General features: G+C 67.6%; 17 protein-coding genes and 1 riboswitch. Of the genes, 8 read left to right on the top strand and 9 right to left on the bottom strand.

Annotated elements, in window-relative coordinates; translation table 11 throughout:
- Positions 1-34 precede the first annotated feature (34 nt).
- From EV580_RS08800 to EV580_RS08815, 4 genes are all read left to right on the top strand, one after another.
- Complete coding sequence (locus EV580_RS08800; protein ID WP_133690648.1) at positions 35-307, top strand: DUF4242 domain-containing protein; 273 nt, start codon at positions 35-37, stop codon at positions 305-307.
- Positions 308-396: 89 nt separating this feature from the next.
- Positions 397-516, top strand: a riboswitch (SAM riboswitch).
- A gap of 41 nt (positions 517-557) precedes the next feature.
- On the top strand, positions 558-1,907 hold the full coding sequence (locus EV580_RS08805) for a bifunctional o-acetylhomoserine/o-acetylserine sulfhydrylase (RefSeq protein WP_133690649.1): 1,350 nt from the start codon (positions 558-560) through the stop codon (positions 1,905-1,907).
- A gap of 11 nt (positions 1,908-1,918) precedes the next feature.
- Positions 1,919-3,052, top strand: coding sequence for a homoserine O-acetyltransferase MetX (metX, locus tag EV580_RS08810; protein WP_133690650.1), 1,134 nt, complete (start codon positions 1,919-1,921; stop codon positions 3,050-3,052).
- Positions 3,049-3,783 carry a class I SAM-dependent methyltransferase gene (locus EV580_RS08815; RefSeq protein WP_133690651.1) on the top strand — a complete coding sequence of 245 codons (735 nt, stop codon included), beginning with the start codon at positions 3,049-3,051 and terminating at the stop codon, positions 3,781-3,783. Before metX ends, EV580_RS08815 begins: the two co-directional genes overlap by 4 nt.
- Here the strand turns inward: EV580_RS08815 and EV580_RS08820 are convergent.
- The 4 genes from EV580_RS08820 to EV580_RS08835 are packed head-to-tail and all read right to left on the bottom strand — an operon-like array spanning position 3,776 to position 7,111.
- Positions 3,776-5,275 carry an FAD-dependent monooxygenase gene (locus EV580_RS08820; RefSeq protein ID WP_133690652.1) on the bottom strand — a complete coding sequence of 500 codons (1,500 nt, stop codon included), beginning with the start codon at positions 5,273-5,275 and terminating at the stop codon, positions 3,776-3,778. The two genes, EV580_RS08815 and EV580_RS08820, sit on opposite strands and share 8 nt — an antisense overlap.
- Positions 5,272-5,880, bottom strand: coding sequence for a TetR/AcrR family transcriptional regulator (locus EV580_RS08825; RefSeq protein ID WP_133690653.1), 609 nt, complete (start codon positions 5,878-5,880; stop codon positions 5,272-5,274). The genes EV580_RS08820 and EV580_RS08825 overlap by 4 nt, the downstream gene beginning before the upstream one ends.
- A 56-nt stretch (positions 5,881-5,936) precedes the next feature.
- Positions 5,937-6,221, bottom strand: coding sequence for a DUF3017 domain-containing protein (locus tag EV580_RS08830; protein WP_133691103.1), 285 nt, complete (start codon positions 6,219-6,221; stop codon positions 5,937-5,939).
- Positions 6,222-6,262: 41 nt separating this feature from the next.
- Positions 6,263-7,111, bottom strand: a complete 849-nt coding sequence (locus tag EV580_RS08835) for a bifunctional methylenetetrahydrofolate dehydrogenase/methenyltetrahydrofolate cyclohydrolase (RefSeq protein ID WP_133690654.1) — start codon at positions 7,109-7,111, stop codon at positions 6,263-6,265.
- A 70-nt stretch (positions 7,112-7,181) separates the two neighbouring features.
- Here EV580_RS08835 and EV580_RS08840 point away from each other — a divergent pair, with 70 nt between their 5' ends.
- The 4 genes from EV580_RS08840 to EV580_RS08855 all read left to right on the top strand — a co-directional run bounded on the left by EV580_RS08840 (position 7,182) and on the right by EV580_RS08855 (position 12,067).
- Positions 7,182-8,381: an NADH:flavin oxidoreductase gene (locus EV580_RS08840; RefSeq protein ID WP_133690655.1), complete on the top strand. Its 1,200-nt coding sequence runs from the start codon at positions 7,182-7,184 to the stop codon at positions 8,379-8,381.
- 31 nt (positions 8,382-8,412) lie between these two features.
- Positions 8,413-10,935 (top strand): FHA domain-containing protein, encoded by a 2,523-nt coding sequence (locus EV580_RS08845; RefSeq protein WP_133690656.1) that lies wholly within the window; start codon positions 8,413-8,415, stop codon positions 10,933-10,935.
- An 89-nt stretch (positions 10,936-11,024) separates the two neighbouring features.
- Positions 11,025-11,483: an MPT63 family protein gene (locus EV580_RS08850; protein WP_133690657.1), complete on the top strand. Its 459-nt coding sequence runs from the start codon at positions 11,025-11,027 to the stop codon at positions 11,481-11,483.
- A gap of 47 nt (positions 11,484-11,530) precedes the next feature.
- Positions 11,531-12,067: a hypothetical protein gene (locus EV580_RS08855; protein WP_133690658.1), complete on the top strand. Its 537-nt coding sequence runs from the start codon at positions 11,531-11,533 to the stop codon at positions 12,065-12,067.
- 6 nt (positions 12,068-12,073) lie between these two features.
- On the opposite strand, the gene EV580_RS08860 is transcribed toward EV580_RS08855, so the two are convergent.
- The 5 genes from EV580_RS08860 to EV580_RS08880 are packed head-to-tail and all read right to left on the bottom strand — an operon-like array spanning position 12,074 to position 16,496.
- The gene (locus EV580_RS08860; RefSeq protein WP_133690659.1) at positions 12,074-12,625 is read right to left on the bottom strand and encodes a pentapeptide repeat-containing protein; all 552 of its coding nucleotides are present in this window, start codon (positions 12,623-12,625) and stop codon (positions 12,074-12,076) included.
- Entirely contained in the window at positions 12,625-13,191 is a 567-nt protein-coding gene (locus tag EV580_RS08865) for a GTP-binding protein (RefSeq protein ID WP_133690660.1), read from the bottom strand. Before EV580_RS08865 ends, EV580_RS08860 begins: the two co-directional genes overlap by 1 nt.
- On the bottom strand, positions 13,172-13,528 hold the full coding sequence (locus EV580_RS08870; protein WP_133690661.1) for a DUF742 domain-containing protein: 357 nt from the start codon (positions 13,526-13,528) through the stop codon (positions 13,172-13,174). Before EV580_RS08870 ends, EV580_RS08865 begins: the two co-directional genes overlap by 20 nt.
- Positions 13,525-13,926 carry a roadblock/LC7 domain-containing protein gene (locus EV580_RS08875; protein WP_133690662.1) on the bottom strand — a complete coding sequence of 134 codons (402 nt, stop codon included), beginning with the start codon at positions 13,924-13,926 and terminating at the stop codon, positions 13,525-13,527. Before EV580_RS08875 ends, EV580_RS08870 begins: the two co-directional genes overlap by 4 nt.
- Positions 13,923-16,496 carry a sensor histidine kinase gene (locus EV580_RS08880; protein WP_133690663.1) on the bottom strand — a complete coding sequence of 858 codons (2,574 nt, stop codon included), beginning with the start codon at positions 16,494-16,496 and terminating at the stop codon, positions 13,923-13,925. Before EV580_RS08880 ends, EV580_RS08875 begins: the two co-directional genes overlap by 4 nt.
- Positions 16,497-16,574: the final 78 nt, after the last annotated feature.

Consider the following 16,574-nt stretch of genomic DNA (forward strand, 5'->3'; position numbering starts at 1 on the left):
GCCGCCGGGCCATCCCAGAACAGGAGGTTCGTTTATGACCAGATTCCTCATCGAGCGCGAGATCCCCGGCGCCAGCGAGTTGACCCAAGACCAACTTGCCGAGATCTCGTGCACGTCCAACGCCGCGGTCGCGTCGCTCGGCGTCCCCTACCGGTGGATCACCAGTTACGTTGCGGGCGACAAGGTCTACTGCCTGCACGAGGCCGATGACGAGGAGACGATCCGCGAGCATGCAAGGCGCGGCGGGTTTCCCGCTGACGTGGTGTCGGTGGTGGCCTCCGAGTTCGGTCCCCACACAGCACGCTGAGATCCGACCGACCCGGCATCAACCGACGGCCCGGCCTTCGGGCCGGTGCCGCTGGCCTCCTGTTACGAAGGTCCGCTATGCTTTGGGTCGGTCATGAGTGCCAGCATCAAGCCCCGGCTTGCTGGCCGGCAACCCTCCAACCGCGGTGGGGTGCTCCGGGTGAAGACCAGGTTGAGCAGCCGCCAACGGCTGCACGGCAAGCGCGGGTCCGCTGTGAACGGGCCCCCAAGCAGATGGAGGTTCGTTTTTCATGAGCACGCAAGAAACCGAGGATCCGACCGCTAACTGGTCGTTCGAGACCAAGCAGATCCACGCCGGACAGACCCCCGACCCCGCGACGAACGCCCGGGCCCTGCCCATCTACGCGACCACGTCGTACGTCTTCGACAACACCGACCACGCCGCCGCCCTGTTCGGGCTGGCTGAGCCGGGCAACATCTACACCCGGATCATGAATCCGACCCAGGACACCGTCGAGCAGCGCATCGCCGCTCTGGAAGGCGGCGTGGCCGCCCTGTTCCTGTCGTCCGGGCAGGCCGCGGAGACCTTCGCGATCCTGAACCTGGCCAGCGCCGGGGACCACATCGTGTCCTCCCCGCGCCTGTACGGCGGCACCTACAACCTGCTGCACTACACGCTGCCCAAGCTGGGCATCGAGACCACGTTCGTCACCGACCCCGACGACCCGGCGTCCTGGCAGGCCGCGGTCCAGCCCAATACCAAGGCGTTCTTCGGCGAGACGATCTCCAACCCACAGATCGACGTGCTCGATATTCCGGCGGTCTCCAAGGTGGCCCACGACAACGGGGTACCGCTGATCGTCGACAACACGATCGCGACGCCGTATCTGATCCAGCCGATCGCCCACGGCGCCGACATCGTCGTGCACTCGGCGACCAAGTACCTCGGTGGCCACGGCACGGCCATCGCCGGGGTGATTGTCGACAGCGGCAAGTTCGACTGGACAAGTGGCAAGTTCCCCGGTTTCACCACCCCTGATCCGAGCTACCACGGCGTCGTGTTCGCCGACCTCGGTGCGCCCGCCTACGCGCTCAAGGCTCGCGTGCAGCTGTTGCGCGACCTGGGTTCGGCGGCCTCGCCGTTCAACGCCTTCCTGGTGGCCCAGGGGTTGGAGACGCTGAGCCTGCGCATCGAGCGGCACGTGTCCAACGCGCTGAAGGTGGCGGAGTTCCTCGCCGGCCATGACGACGTGGTGTCGGTCAACTACGCGGGCCTGCCGACCTCACCGTGGTACGAACGGGGAAAGAAGTTGGCGCCCAAGGGAACCGGTGCGGTGCTGGCCTTCGAACTGGCCGGCGGCGTCGAGGCGGGCAAGGCGTTCGTCAACGCGCTGACGCTGCACAGCCACGTCGCCAACATCGGCGACGTGCGCTCGCTGGTGATCCACCCCGCCTCGACCACCCACCAGCAGCTGTCCGCCGAGGAGCAGCTGGCCACCGGTGTGACCCCGGGTCTGGTGCGACTGGCCGTCGGCCTCGAGGGCATCGACGACATCCTGGCCGACCTCCAACGCGGCTTCGCTGCCGCCAAGTCCGTGTCGGCGGGTGCATCGGACCCGCACGCCGTGGCGGCCTTTTGAGTGAGCCGGACATGACCATCAGCGATGAGCGCACAGTGACCCTGCCCGCCGAAGGCGAGATCGGCGTCGTCGACATCGGTCCGCTGACCCTGGAAAGCGGCGAAGTCCTCGAAGACGTCTCGATTGCCGTGCAGCGCTGGGGCGAGCTGTCCCCCAACCGCGACAACGTCGTGGTCGCGCTGCACGCCCTGACCGGTGACTCGCACCTGACCGGACCCGCCGGTCCCGGCCACCCGACCCCGGGCTGGTGGGACGGCGTCGCCGGTCCCGGTGCACCGATCGACACCAACCGCTGGTGTGCGGTCGCCACCAACGTGCTGGGCGGCTGCCGCGGCTCGACCGGGCCCAGCTCGCTGGCCCGTGACGGCAAGCCGTGGGGTTCGCGGTTCCCGATCATCACGGTGCGCGATCAGGTGAACGCCGATGTGGCCGCACTGGCCGCGCTGGGCATCACCGATGTCGCCGCCCTGGTCGGCGGTTCGATGGGCGGCGCGCGCGCCCTGGAGTGGATGGTCGGATACCCCGACCGGGTGCGGGCCGCCCTGGTGCTGGCCGTCGGCGCGCGGGCCACCGCCGACCAGATCGGGACGCAGAGCACCCAGATCGCAGCAATCAAGGCCGACCCGGACTGGCAGAACGGCGACTACCACGGCACCGGCCGCAATCCCGATGTCGGGCTGCAGCTGGCCCGGCGGTTCGCGCACCTGACCTACCGCGGCGAGGCCGAGCTGGACGACCGGTTCGGCAACGACCCCCAGGACGACGAGAACACGCTGGCCGGCGGCCGCTACGCCGTGCAGAGCTACCTGGAGTACCAGGGCGCCAAGCTGGTCGAGCGGTTCGACGCGGGCAGCTACGTGACGCTGACCGAGACGCTGTCCAACCACGACGTCGGGCGCGGACGCGGCGGAGTGGCCGAGGCGCTGGCGTCGTGCCCGGTACCGACGGTGGTCGGCGGGATCACCTCGGACCGGCTGTACCCGCTGCGGCTGCAGCAGGAGCTGGCCGCTCTGCTGCCGAACTGCTCGGGGCTCAACGTGGTCGACTCGATCTACGGCCACGACGGGTTCCTCGTCGAAACCGAGGCCGTCGGCGAATTGATCCGCCAGACACTGGATCTCGCCGAAGGTTCGCGCACCCCGTGACCGAGTCGCGGCGGGAGCGTTCACTGTCCTTCGGGTCCGAAGCCGCCGCGTACGAGCGTGGCCGCCCGTCGTATCCGCCGGAGGCAATCGACTGGCTGCTGCCGCCCGGCGCGCGCGACGTGCTGGATCTGGGTGCCGGCACCGGCAAGCTGACCACACGGCTGGTCGAGCGCGGCCTGGACGTGGTGGCCGTCGATCCGATCGCCGAGATGCTGGAGCTGCTGAGCTCGGCGCTGCCCGACACCCCGGCGCTGCTGGGCACTGCCGAGCAGATCCCGTTGCCGGACAACAGTGTTGACGCGGTTCTGGTGGCACAAGCCTGGCATTGGTTCGATCCAGAGCAGGCGATCGCCGAGGTGGCCCGGGTACTGCGCCCTGGCGGACGGCTCGGGTTGGTGTGGAACACCCGCGACGAAAGGCTCGGCTGGGTCAAGGATCTCGGCCGGATCATCGGCTACGAGGACGATCCGTTCAACAACTCGGTCACCCTGCCCGAACCGTTCACCGATGTGGCCCGCCACCACGTGGAGTGGACGAGCTACCTGACCCCACAGGCCCTGATCGACCTGGTGGCCTCGCGCAGCTACTGCATCACCCAGCCGGCGGCGGTGCGCACCCAGACGCTCGCGGAGGTTCGCGAGCTGCTGAACACCCATCCGGCGCTGGCCAATTCGACGGGATTGGCGCTGCCCTACATCACGGTCGGGATCAGGGCCACGCTCGCTAGCTGAACCAGCGGGTCAGTGCGGACCGGAGATTGCCGGTGTCCGTCTGCTCGAATTCATCTGTCGCCCAGGCAACGTAGCCATCGGGGCGAATGAGCAGGGCCGCCGGGCCGTTGGTCAACTGCGCCTCGATGACGTCGACGCGGTCGGTGTATTCGCGCGCCACGTTCGCGGCCGCACCCCCGCACAGGTCGAGCAGTACCGGGCGGGCCGTGTGCAGCAGGCTCGCCACCCGGCGGCCGTCGTCGAGCGTCAGGTCGGGCACCAGATAGCCGGACAGCGGATGGTCGTCGCCGACGTCGTAGCGGACATCGGAGCCGGCGAGCAGCGCCGCCATCTGGGCGGTTACCTGCGGAATGGTGAGAAGCTCGGTGAAAAGCTTTCTGAGTTCGGCAATCTCGGGGCCGGGGGCCATCAGCGCGATCTGCGACATCGAATGCATCATCACCCGCTCGCCCACCGGATAACGCTCGGTCTGATACGTGTCGAGCAGAGCATCGGGTGCGGTGCCGTTGATGACGGCGGCGAGCTTCCAGCCGACATTGAAGACGTCCTGCATACCGAGGTTCAGCCCGGGGCCGCCCATCGCGCTGTGCACGTGAGCGGCGTCCCCGACCAGGAGCACCCGGCCGGATCGATAGCGCTCAGCCTGTCGGGTGTTCTGTCCGTTGATACGCCGCAGCGCATGCGGCCCCGGCCCCTGTGGCTCGTCGACGCGCAGTTCGGTGCCGAGCACGCGCGTCAGACTGTCGCGCAGCTCATCGAGCGACATGGGTTCCTCGTCACCAGTAGACGCCCCGTATTCCATGGTTCCCAAGAGCGAGCGGTCCGCCTCAAACGGCGCGTAGATCACCATTCCGCGATCGAATCTGTTGTGGCCAAATGACACTCGACCAAAGCCCGGCACGTCCAGCCCTCCGTCAGCGCGCCTGTATTCGTCGGGCACCACGACGTGGGCCAGCCTGGCGACCGTCGGCGACGTCGCGCCGGGGAAGTCGATGCCCACACTCTTGCGGACGAAGCTGCGCCCACCGTCGGCACCCACCAGATACGACGCGGTCTCGGTGTAGACACCGGATTCGTTGGCGATCGTCAACCGGACGTCGTCGCCGGAGGCGTCCAGCCCGGTGAGTTCGTGACCCCAGCGGACCTCGACACCGAGCTCTCGCACCCGCTCATCGAGGAAGCGGACCAGCTTCGGCTGCGAAATCGCCATCGCGTACATCGGATTGTCGTCCATGCCTGCGAAATCCAACGCCATGCCGGAGAAGATCCACCCCGCTGCCGGCTGCGGAGGGTTCGCGAGGCCGGAGAACCTGGTGTAGAGCCCGCGCATATCCAGCAGCCGAACCACCTGTCCGACAAGCCCGTTGGCTTTCGGCTCATCACTGGGCCCGGGGAGTGCGTCGAGCACGACCGGGGTGACCCCGGCAAGGGCGAGTTCGCAGGCCAGCATCAGGCCGTTCGGCCCGGCGCCGGAGATGACAACTTGGTTCATGATCCTCGTTTCGGTTCGGGCAGCCCGGCGACAATGTCGGCGAAGCCACGGCGCATCAGGCCGACGATGGGAACGGGCGGGTCGGCGGCGATGTAGGTGTCCATGGCGGCCTCCGCGACGGCGCGGATGCTGGCCGCAACAAGGCGCGGATACATGTCGCGCGCCGGATCGGTGCCAGTGCGTTCGGCGATCGCGTCGACCCATTCAGCCATCAGGTTGTTGGCCAAGGCATTTCGCACTTCGATGGCCATGCTCAGCTCGACGAGCTGGTCGAGCTGCTGGCGCGTCGGCGCGTAGTCCTCGCCCATCTCGGCGAGCAGTGGTTCGAGCACCGACCCGGTGATCGCGGTCCAGAGTGGCTCGCTCGCGGGCCAGGACCGAAAAGCGGTGAGGCTGCGCCGCATTCGCTCGAGCTGGCGGTAGGCGATGGCCTCGTACTTGCCTGCGAAGTAGTTGTTGAAGGTGCGCAGCGAGACCCCGGCCCGTTCGGCGATTGCTTCCCGGGTGACATTGTCGAGTCCCCGCTCGAAGACCAGATGCAGCGCGGCGTCACTGAGCGCCCTGCGAGTGTCGGCCTTCTTGCGCTCACGCAATCCCTGGCTCATGCCGCCACCGTACGCCTAAAGTTGCCTACCGTGCAAAATTGCCCGATAGGCAAGATCTATGACGTTCCCAGCGGGTCGATCGTCGACGCGATGTAGACCATCACCACGCAGACCGTGGTCATGGTGGCGAAGTCGACACCGCGGGAACGCACCACCAGCAGCCCGGCCCGCTCTTCGGAGAGCACCAGGCGGAAGGCTGCGGCAACCCCGACCGCGATGCCGATCAGCAGCGAACCTCGCCGCCAGAATTCGGCTGCCACCAGCACAAAGGCGACCACGAAGATCACCCCGACGCTCAGGATGGGCCACTGCGAACGCACCACGCGCCGGGTGAAGGCCACCGCCTCCGCTCGAGTCGGCAGTCGGCGCCTCGCGCGTGCGGTCACTGGCCCGCTTCGGCCAGTTCGACGACGTTGGTGAGCAGGAATGCCCGGGTCAGCGGACCCACCCCGCCGGGGTTGGGCGACACGTGCCCGGCGACGTCCCAGACGTCGGGATGCACGTCGCCGGTGAGCTTGCCCTCGACCCGGCTCACGCCGACGTCGACGACGGCCGCGCCGGGCCGCACCATGTCGGCCGTGAGCATGTGCGGCACCCCGACGGCGGCGACGATGATGTCGGCCTGCTTGGTGAGCGCGGGGAGGTCACGAGTTCCGGTGTGGCACAACGTCACCGTCGCGTTCTCGCTGCGCCGGGTGAGCAGCAGGCCCAGCGGGCGACCGACGGTGACACCGCGGCCGATGACCACCACGTGCGCGCCGGCGATCGGCACCTCGTAGCGGCGCAGCAGATGCACGATGCCGCGCGGGGTGCACGGCAGCGGTGCCTCTTTGCCCAGCACGAGGCGGCCCAGGTTGGTCGGGTGCAGCCCGTCGGCGTCCTTGTTGGGGTCGACCCGTTCCAGCGCGGCGTTCTCGTCGAGGTGACGCGGCAGCGGCAGCTGCACGATGTAGCCGGTGCACTCGGGGTTGGCATTGAGCTCGTCGAGGGTCTCGTCGAGCTGCGCTTGGCTGACGTCGGCGGGCAGGTCACGGCGGATCGAGGTGATCCCGACCTTGGCGCAGTCGGAATGCTTGCCCTTCACATAGGCGTGCGATCCGGGGTCGTCGCCGACCAGCACCGTGCCCAGTCCGGGAGTGCGTCCGGCGGCGGTCAGCGCCGCCACCCGGTCCTTCAGATCGACGAAAATCTCGTCACGGGTGAGCTTGCCGTCCAGGGTGATTGCGACCACGCGCCACATTGTTCCATCGCACCGGGAGCTGTCGTTGACAGCATCGCGTACCGCGTGGTCAGCTGCGGTTATGAACAGTGCGCCAGATGTGTTCAGCCCGGCGAAACTCGGCCCCATCACCCTGCGCAACCGGACCATCAAGTCGGCCACCTTCGAGGCCCGGACGCCCGACGACGTCGTCTCCGATGACCTGATCGCGTTCCACCGCGCCATCGCCGCCGGCGGTATCGGCATGACCACGGTCGCCTACACCGCCGTGAGCCAGGGCGGCCGCACCAACGGCGGGCAGATCTGGATGCGCCCGGCAGCCGTCCCCGGCCTGCAGCGCCTCGCCGACGCCGTGCACGCCGAGGGCGCCAAGATCAGCGCGCAGATCGGCCACGCCGGCCCGGTGGCCAATGCCCGCTCGAACAAGGCCACCGCCCTGGCCCCGGTCCGCTTCTTCAACCCGCTGTCCATGAAGTTCGCCAAGCACGCCAGCAAAGACGACATCAACGACGTCATCGCCGCCCACGCCTCGGCGGCCCGGTTCGCCATCGACTCCGGTTTCGATGCCGTCGAGATCCATCTCGGCCACAACTATCTGGCCAGCTCGTTCCTGTCCCCGATGATCAACCGGCGCACCGACGAGTTCGGCGGCTCGCTGGAGAACCGGGCCAAGGTGGCGCGGGGCATCGTGCTGGCGGTGCGCCGCGAGGTCGAGCGACTCGGCCCGGCCCCGATCGCGGTGACCGCCAAGCTCAACATGGCCGACGGGGTGCGCGGCTCGATCCAGATCGAAGAAGCGCTGCAGACCGCGAAGTGGCTCGAGGAAGACGGTGGCCTGGACGCCATCGAACTCACCGCCGGCAGTTCGCTGCTCAACCCGATGTACCTGTTCCGCGGGGACGCCCCGGTCAAGGAATTCGCCGCCGCGCAGAAATGGCCGCTGAACTGGGGCATGCGCATGACCGGCAAGAAATTCATGCGGGAGTACCCCTACCGGGACACCTACCTGCTGCGCGACGCCGAACAGTTCCGCAAGGAGCTGTCGATGCCGCTGATCCTGCTCGGCGGCATCACCAACCGCGAATCGATGGACCGCGCGATGGCCGAGGGATTCGAATTCGTGGCGATGGGCCGGGCCCTGCTGGCCGAGCCGGATCTGCTCAATCGCATTCAGGCAGACGGCGAAGCACATTCTGTGCAGTCGCTGTGCACGCACTGCAACAAATGCATGCCGACCATCTACTCGCGGACGCTTTGTGTGGTGACCGGCGGTCCGGCATGACGGGCCGACGGCGCCTCTACCGATAGAGTTAGTGGCGATGACTCGACCAGCCGCGCCCGTTCTGACAGTTCGGTACGACGGGTCGGAGCGCACCTTCGCCGCAGGCCATGACGTTGTGGTCGGCCGCGATCTGCGCGCCGACGTGCGAATCGCCCACCCCTTGATATCCCGCGCTCACCTGGTGTTGCGCTTTGACCATGGTCGCTGGATGGCCGTCGACAACGGCTCGCTCAACGGCATGTTCGTCAATGGCCGCCGGATGCCGTCCGTCGATATCAGCGACGGTATGACGCTGAACGTCGGCAACCCCGACGGGCCGCCGCTCAGCTTCGGACTCGGCCGCGCCCAGGGGTCGGTGGGGCGTCCGCCGCAGACCTCTTCGGTGCGCCTGGCCGCGCCGCTGTCCTCACCGTCGTGGCCGGCGCAGCCGACCCGCGGCCCGGCGACCGCCGGAGCGTGGCAGCAGGCGCCTGCACAGCGCGCGCAGCCGACGTACCACCCGCCGACGGGAGCCATCCCGGCGGCGGCGCCGACCCAGATGCGTCCGGCCGTCGGCGGCGACAAACCCGCCGGGTCGAACCTCGCGACGTCGATGCTCAAGATCCTGCGTCCGGGCGCGCCCAGCGAGGTACCGCCCGGCGGCATCAAGATCGGCCGCGCGACCGACAACGACATCGTCATCCCCGACGTGCTGGCCTCACGCCATCACGCGACGCTGATCCCCACCCCGGGCGGCACGGAGATCGTCGACAACCGCAGTATCAACGGCACGTTCGTCAACGGCACTCGCGTCGACACCGCGATGCTGAACGACGGCGACACCGTCACAATCGGCAACGTCGACCTCGTCTTCGCCGGCGGCACCCTGGCCCGGCGCACCGAGACCGAGGCGGCCACCGCCACCGGCGGTCTGGACGTCCGCGCGGTGACGTGGACGATCGAGAACAACAAGACGCTGCTGGACAACATCTCGCTGACGGCGCGCCCCGGCACCCTGACCGCGGTGATCGGCCCGTCCGGCGCGGGCAAGTCGACGTTCGCGCGGCTGGTCGCCGGCTACACCCATCCCACAAGCGGCACAGTCGCTTTCGAGGGTCACAACATCCACGCCGAGTACGCCTCGCTGCGCTCCCGGATCGGCATGGTGCCGCAGGACGACGTCGTGCACGGCCAGCTGACCGTCAACCAGGCGCTCATGTACGCCGCCGAATTGCGGCTGCCGCCGGATACCACCAAGGAGGACCGCCAGCAGGTGGTCGCCCAGGTGCTGTCCGAGCTGGAGATGACCAAGCACGCGAACACCCGGGTGGACAAGCTGTCCGGCGGGCAGCGCAAGCGCGCGTCGGTGGCCCTGGAGCTGCTGACCGGCCCGTCGCTGCTGATCCTTGACGAGCCGACGTCCGGTCTGGACCCGGCACTGGACCGTCAGGTCATGACGATGCTGCGCCAGCTGGCCGACGCCGGCCGCGTGGTACTGGTCGTCACGCACTCGCTGACGTATCTCGATGTGTGCGATCAGGTGCTGCTGCTGGCACCGGGCGGCAAGACCGCGTTCTGCGGTCCGCCGAGCCAGATCGGTCCGGCGATGGGCACCACCAACTGGGCCGACATCTTCAGCTCGGTCGCCGGTGATCCCGACGCCGCCCATCACCGCTACCTCGCGCAGACCGGGCCGACTCCCCCACCGCCGCCGCAAGAGGCGCCGTCGAACATGGGCGAGCCCACGCATACCAGCCTGTTCCGGCAGTTCTCGACGATCGCGCGTCGTCAGATGCGGCTGATCGTGTCCGACCGGGGCTATTTCATCTTCCTGGCGCTGCTGCCGTTCATCATGGGTGTGCTGTCGCTGTCGGTGCCGGGCACCGTCGGCTTCGGGGTGCCCGATCCGATGGGCGATGCCCCCAACGAGCCGGGCCAGATTCTGGTGCTGCTCAACGTCGGCGCGATCTTCATGGGAACCGCACTGACGGTGCGTGACCTGATCGGCGAGCGGCCGATCTTCCGTCGAGAACAGGCCGTCGGGTTGTCGACCACGGCCTACCTGCTGGCGAAGGTCTGCATCTATGCCGTGTTCGCGATCGTGCAGTCGACGATCGTCACGGCGATCACGATCGCGGGCAAGGGCGGGCCGACGCAGGGGTCACTGACATTCCTGAGCCCGACACTGGAGCTGTTCGTGGTGATGGCCGCGACCACCGTCACCGCGGCGATGGTGGGTCTTGCGTTGTCGGCACTGGCCAAATCCAACGAGCAGATCATGCCGCTGCTGGTGGTCGCCGTCATGAGTCAGCTGGTGTTCTCCGGCGGCATGATCCCGGTGACCGGCCGCCTGGTGCTCGACCAGTTGTCGTGGATCACCCCGGCCCGCTGGGGCTTTGCGGCGTCGGCGTCGACGATCGATCTGATCAAGTTGGTGCCCGGCCCGCTGACGCCCAAGGACGCGCATTGGCATCACACCGCGTCGGCGTGGTGGTTCAACATGGGAATGCTGGGCGCGCTGTGCGTCGGGTATTTGAGCCTCGTGCGGTGGAAGATCCGGCTGAAGAGCGCTTGAGCTAAGCCAGCTCCCGTTGAGGTGCAGCGCAACTGGAATTCGCGTCGCGGTTGACTGCTGTTCATCCGACGTCCATAGCGTTTCGGCGCATGAGGATGAAAGCGGCGGCGCTGGCCGCAGCAGTGGGCCTGTCGGTCGTGCTCGCCCCCACCGCGGCAGCCGATCCCAGCGTCGACAAATTCGGCGGCTGGAACCACCTGGTCGACAACGGCGGCGCTTCCATCACGGTCTGGAAGGTCAGCGATCTGAAGCCGAGCACCGACACCATCCCCGGCTACCCGTTGGCGGGCAAGCTGTGGGAGGCCACGGCCAAGGTCCGCGCCGCCAAAGGTGGCGTGACGCCGATCATTCCGGACTTCAACGCGCGCGCCGCGAACGGCGCCAACTACCCGGCGCTGTGGCAGGCCGCCACGCCGACGGGGATCCCGGGCGGGACGCTGCTGCCGGGTGATTCTGCCTGGGGCAAGCTGTACTTCGACGTGACCGGACCCGCGCCGACCTCGGTGGTCTACAACAACGGCGTCGAGGATCTGCTGGTCTGGAAGTAGTACTTTTTCGGGATCGGTAGCCGCGGGGCGTTGCTAGTGTCTGGCCCATGCGCTTCGAGCTGGTCCCGGCTACGCCCACCTCCGCAGGGTGGATGCAACGCAAACCCACGCCGCCGCTTGTCCTGGACATCGGAGATGGCGGCGCCATCACGTTGAGCGATTCGGACACCAACGAGTTGGTTGCCTCGGCCGCGGTTGCACAGGTGACGGCAACGCCGGCCAAATATCAATACATGCGCTTGGAATCCCTCAACGGCACACAGCCTCTCGTGATTCTGGACATTCCTGAACTGCAACCGATCAGCATTGGTGCGCGGTCGCTGGGATCAGCCTGGGGCGACGACATGTACCGGTATCGCTGGCGTGACCGGGTACCGAACGAAAAGCGAGTCACCCATGAACTGGCGGACGCGGACTGGCTCTCGCTCGTCACGCAATTCGGTCTGAGCGCGTTGGTCCACGATGACATTGCATCCGGGCGGGTCGAGCGACGGACGCGAATCAACAAGGCGAAGGTATTCCTCGAAGTGATGCTGGTGCTGTTCGTCATCGCACTAGCGGCATACCTGCACTTTGCCAAGTGACGCGGGTTAGTCGCCGCTGACGTCGAGGCCGTGCGCGGCCGCGAACGCCAGTGCCTGCGCGACGTCGATGCGCGCGCCCCGGCAGGCCGCCGTGGTCCACAGGGTCGGGTCGATCCGCGCGGCGCGCAGATCGGCCTGCTCGAGGCGTAACCCGTTGGTGCGGGCACCGGTCAGATCGGCTCCGCGCAGCACGGCCTTACGCAAATCGGCTTGCACTAAACTGGTTTCGCGCAACCGAGACCCCGACATGTCCACCTCGCGCAGGTCCGCACCGCCGAGGACAGCGAGCGTGAAGTCGACCTCGTCGAAGACGATCGGACGTAGCCGGCAGTTCTCGAAGGTCGAGCCCAGCATGCTGCAATTGCGGAAGGTGCTGTGCCACAGCGTGGTCCGCAGGAACCGGCAATTGCGGAACGCTGTCCCCAGATGCGTCGACTCCGACAGGTTCGCGCCGCCGAAGTCGCACTCGGTGAACACCACCCGCTCGGTCTGCAGGCCGGAGAGATCCTCGTCGCGAAAATCTTCGCCGGTGAATTCGCGGTCGATCCAGTGCTGCACTACAGCCGCGCCAGCGCGTACTCGCTGATCGCGATCAGCGCATCGGTGGCCGACTTGCGGTCCCTGGCGTCGAGCGTGATCACCGGCGTCGTCTCCGGCAGTGTCAGCGCCCGGCGCACCTCATCGGTGGGATACCTTGGTGCTCCGTCGAATTCGTTGACCGCGACCAGGAATGGCATCTTGCGGTGCTCGAAGAAATCGACAGCGGCGAAGCTGTCCTGCAGCCTGCGCACATCGACCAGGATGATGGCCCCGATCGCGCCGCGCACCAGGTCGTCCCACATGAACCAGAACCGGCGCTGCCCCGGGGTGCCGAACAGGTAGAGCACCAGATCCTCATCGAGGGTGATCCGGCCGAAGTCCATCGCCACCGTCGTGGTCGTCTTGCCCGGGGTGGCTTCCAGCGCGTCGACCGCGGTGGATGCGTCGGTGACCATCGCTTCGGTGCGCAGCGGCATGATCTCCGACACCGCCCCGACGAATGTGGTCTTGCCAGCGCCGAACCCACCCGCGACGACGATCTTCGTCGAGGCGGATGCCCGTCCCTCAGAGGGCTCGGAGGCCACGAAGGGTCCTTCCTATCAGGTCGCGACGCTCGTCCGGCGTCGAGCTGTCGGTCAAAGTGGTCTGTACCCGAAGATAGCCCGCCGTCACGAGGTCACCGACGAGGACGCGCGCGACACCCAGCGGAAGCTCAAGGGTTGCCGAGATTTCGGCCACCGACGGGCTGTCGGTACACAGCATGCAGATCCGCCCGCGCACGTCGCCGGAGGGCCAGTGGTGGTCCGACGCTGACGGCAACGTCAGGATCGGTGCTTCGACGGGAAGGTCTACGGTCGTGTCGGTGCGCCCCGCGGTGAGTGTGTAGGGGCGAACCAGATTCGCCTCGGCGGGCCCGGTCACGTGCGCCGGGACGAGGAGACGACGTTGCCCACCCGCTCTACCAAAACGGCCATCTCATAACCGATTTGGCCGATATCGCAGGTAGGTGCGGCCAGCGTGGCCAGGTGCGAGCCGTCACCCACCCGCATCACCAACAGGTAGCCGCCCGCCATCTCGACCACCGATTGCAACACCTGACCGGCTTCGAAGAGCTGGGCCGCACCGGCGGCCAGGCTGGCCAACCCCGAGGTCACCGCGGCCAGTTGCTCGGCGCGCTCGCGCGGGAGCTGCTCGCTGGCCGCGATCAGCAGGCCATCGACCGACACCAGCACCGCATGCGAGACGCCGGGCACGTCACGGGCGAAATTGGACACCAACCAATCCAGTGAATTGTTCGACGGCCGTGGCGGATACGTCATTGGCGATCTTGTCCGTTCTCTACCGACCCGGTCTGGATATCGGAACGCGCGGCCCGCACGCCGCCGAAGTGGCTGCTGAACGACGCCCGCACCGCCTCGGGATCACGCTGCGGGAGATCAGGCGCCGGGGCCGGTTCCGGTTCCGCCGCGCCGGGCACCAGCCGGGCACCGGGGTCACGAACCGGAAGACCGTGCTCGGTGTGCTCCTGCACCGGGACGTTCTCCACCTCGGCTGCCGTCTCCCAGCCGTTGTCCCACACCGACTTCCAGTCCTGAGGCACCACCAGCGTGTGCGGGTCGACCATGATCTCGTTCAGCATCTTCTGATAGATGTAGTCGGTGTCGGTGTCCTCGGCTTCCGGCGCCGACATCTCGGCGGCAAGCACATCCATGTCACTGACGTCGAGGTTCTCCTCACGCGCCTGGTCCGCGCGGGCACGAGACATGAAGAACGGCGCGGTATCCGACGGGTGCGCCCGCGCAGGGGCGGGTTCGTCGGCGTGCGCGAACCACTGCGACGGCTGCGGTTCCGGTTCTTCTCGCGCAGGCGCACCGGTGATTCCGCTGGAGCCCGGCGAGCGCCGCGGCAGGCCGCTCTCGTCGACCTCGGTCGGCGCGACCACCGCGGGGAAGGCCTCGGCGTAGACGTCATCCTGGACGGCAGCGTCCGCGGGGGCGTCGTAGCGGCGTGCGTCGGCGCCGATCGGCTCGCCGTGCTCGAGCAGCTTCGGCGGAATGAAGAGCTCGGCGGTGGTCCCTGAGGACGGCTCCCCCTCCACCGCGTTACGCAGCCGCACAGCCATCCCGTGCATGTGCGCCAACCGGCCGACGACGAACAGGCCCATGTGCCGGGTGTTGTCCTGGCTGACCTCACCGCCGGAGTGCAGCCGCATATTGGCGATCCGCAGGTCGCTGTCGGTCATGCCGATACCGTCGTCGTGCACCTCGATGAGCACCCCGGCATTGCTGGTGTGCTCCGCGCTGACCCGCACCGGAGAGATGGGCGGCGAGTAGCGCAGGGCGTTGTCGATCAGCTCGGCCAGCATGTGCACGGCGTCGGCGGAGACCCGGCCCACCAGCGCCGAGTCCGGCACCTCGCCGATCTCCACCCGCTTGTATTCCTCGACCTCGGAGACCGCGGCGCTGACCGCGCTGGCCAAGGGCAGCGACTCGCGGTGGTCACGGGACACCTGCGCACCGGCGAGCACCAGCAGGTTGGAGCCGATCCGTCGCATCCGGGTGGCGAGGTGGTCGAGCCGGAACAGGTTCTCCAGCCGCTCGGGATCGTCTTCGCTTTTCTCCAGCCGGTCGATGAGCGCGAGCTGCTGGTCGACCAGTGAGCGGTTGCGCCGCGACATCGTCTCGAACATCTCGTTGATCACCAGTCGCAGCCGAGCTTCGTCACCGGCCAGCAGCAGCGCCTGGGCGTGTAGCTCGTCGACGGCATGCGCGACCTGGCCGATCTCCTCGGTGGTGTGGACCGGCAGCGGTTCAGGCTCGCGTTCGTCACCGGCCCGCACCCGGGCGATGCCCTGCTCGAGATCGGTGTGCGCGACCCGCAGGGCGCCATCGCGCAGGATGCGCAGCGGCCGGACCAGCGACCGCGCCACCAGGAACACCACCAGCAGCGCGACGAGGAACGCCGCCGACACCAGCAGAGAGTCGCGGATGACGGCGGTGCGCCGTTCGGAGGCCTGCTGTTGAACGGCCGAGGTCACCTGCGCGGTGGTGGTCTTGATGACCTGCGCGGCGATGGTGTCGGTGGCCTGCATGGACTCCCGCAGATCGGCGTTGCCGACCAACACGGCATCCGGGTTGGACATGATGCCCATCCGCCGGACCATCTCACTCTGCAGTTTTGCGGTGTCCTGGGAGCCGACGCCGAGCACCTGGCTCATGCCGAACAATGTCGACGGCTCGGTGCCGGCCAGGGTGATCATCGAGGTGCGCAGTTCCGGCTCGGCCAAGTCACCGCCCTGCTCGACGAGCAGCTGCTGCATCAGCATCTGGCCACGGGCACCGACAGCGCGGCTCAACCCCTGGGTCTCCATGCGGAGCTTCTCGTCGTCCAGACGCACCGACCCGTTGATGGCGTCCTCGGCGGTCAGCAGGATCGGCGCATAGGTGGTGATCCGCTCGCGCAGTCCGATGGTGTTGGCCGACAGCGCGCCGATGAGCTGCTGACCACTGGTCAGCAGGCTGGTCACGCCGGTGCGGACGTCTGCGGCGACGTCGGTGGAGTTCAGCTTGTTCTGCAGCGTGGCCTTGGCCTTGTCGAATGTGTTTGCTTTCTCCTGGGTATCCCCGCCGGTGCTGTAGGCCAGCAGGACCCCTTCGACCGCGCTCACATAGCTCTCGATCACCGGGATCATCTCGACCCGATCGGCAGCCACCTGCAGATCCCGCGCCGAGTCGACCTCAGCCCAGATTCCGGCGCCGGCGAACGCGATCGCCAGCGCCAGCGGAATTGCCACGATCGCAAACACTTTGCCGCGTACCGGCCAATTGCGCAGCGACCACCGCGACGGCCGCTTCGACGGCACGGGTGTCGACTGTTGAATCTGATTCATCGGAGACTTCCTGGTCATCGCTGCCCGTGTTGACCACAACGGAGCTGCGCATAACCCCTGGCAATTCGTCGAGTATGA

The sequence above is a fragment of the Mycobacterium sp. BK086 genome (genome assembly GCA_004362315.1).
GTDB lineage: Bacteria > Actinomycetota > Actinomycetes > Mycobacteriales > Mycobacteriaceae > Mycobacterium.

Coding starts and splice junctions, on each gene's coding strand:
- EV580_RS08800 (WP_133690648.1), top strand. CDS start 35: ATGACCAGATTCCTCATCGAGCGCGAGATCCCCGGCGCCAGCGAGTTG.
- EV580_RS08880 (WP_133690663.1), bottom strand. CDS start 16,496: ATGAATCAGATTCAACAGTCGACACCCGTGCCGTCGAAGCGGCCGTCG.
- EV580_RS08820 (WP_133690652.1), bottom strand. CDS start 5,275: ATGAACCAAGTTGTCATCTCCGGCGCCGGGCCGAACGGCCTGATGCTG.
- EV580_RS08855 (WP_133690658.1), top strand. CDS start 11,531: ATGCGCTTCGAGCTGGTCCCGGCTACGCCCACCTCCGCAGGGTGGATG.
- EV580_RS08850 (WP_133690657.1), top strand. CDS start 11,025: ATGAGGATGAAAGCGGCGGCGCTGGCCGCAGCAGTGGGCCTGTCGGTC.
- metX (WP_133690650.1), top strand. CDS start 1,919: ATGACCATCAGCGATGAGCGCACAGTGACCCTGCCCGCCGAAGGCGAG.
- EV580_RS08825 (WP_133690653.1), bottom strand. CDS start 5,880: ATGAGCCAGGGATTGCGTGAGCGCAAGAAGGCCGACACTCGCAGGGCG.
- EV580_RS08805 (WP_133690649.1), top strand. CDS start 558: ATGAGCACGCAAGAAACCGAGGATCCGACCGCTAACTGGTCGTTCGAG.
- EV580_RS08875 (WP_133690662.1), bottom strand. CDS start 13,926: ATGACGTATCCGCCACGGCCGTCGAACAATTCACTGGATTGGTTGGTG.
- EV580_RS08840 (WP_133690655.1), top strand. CDS start 7,182: ATGAACAGTGCGCCAGATGTGTTCAGCCCGGCGAAACTCGGCCCCATC.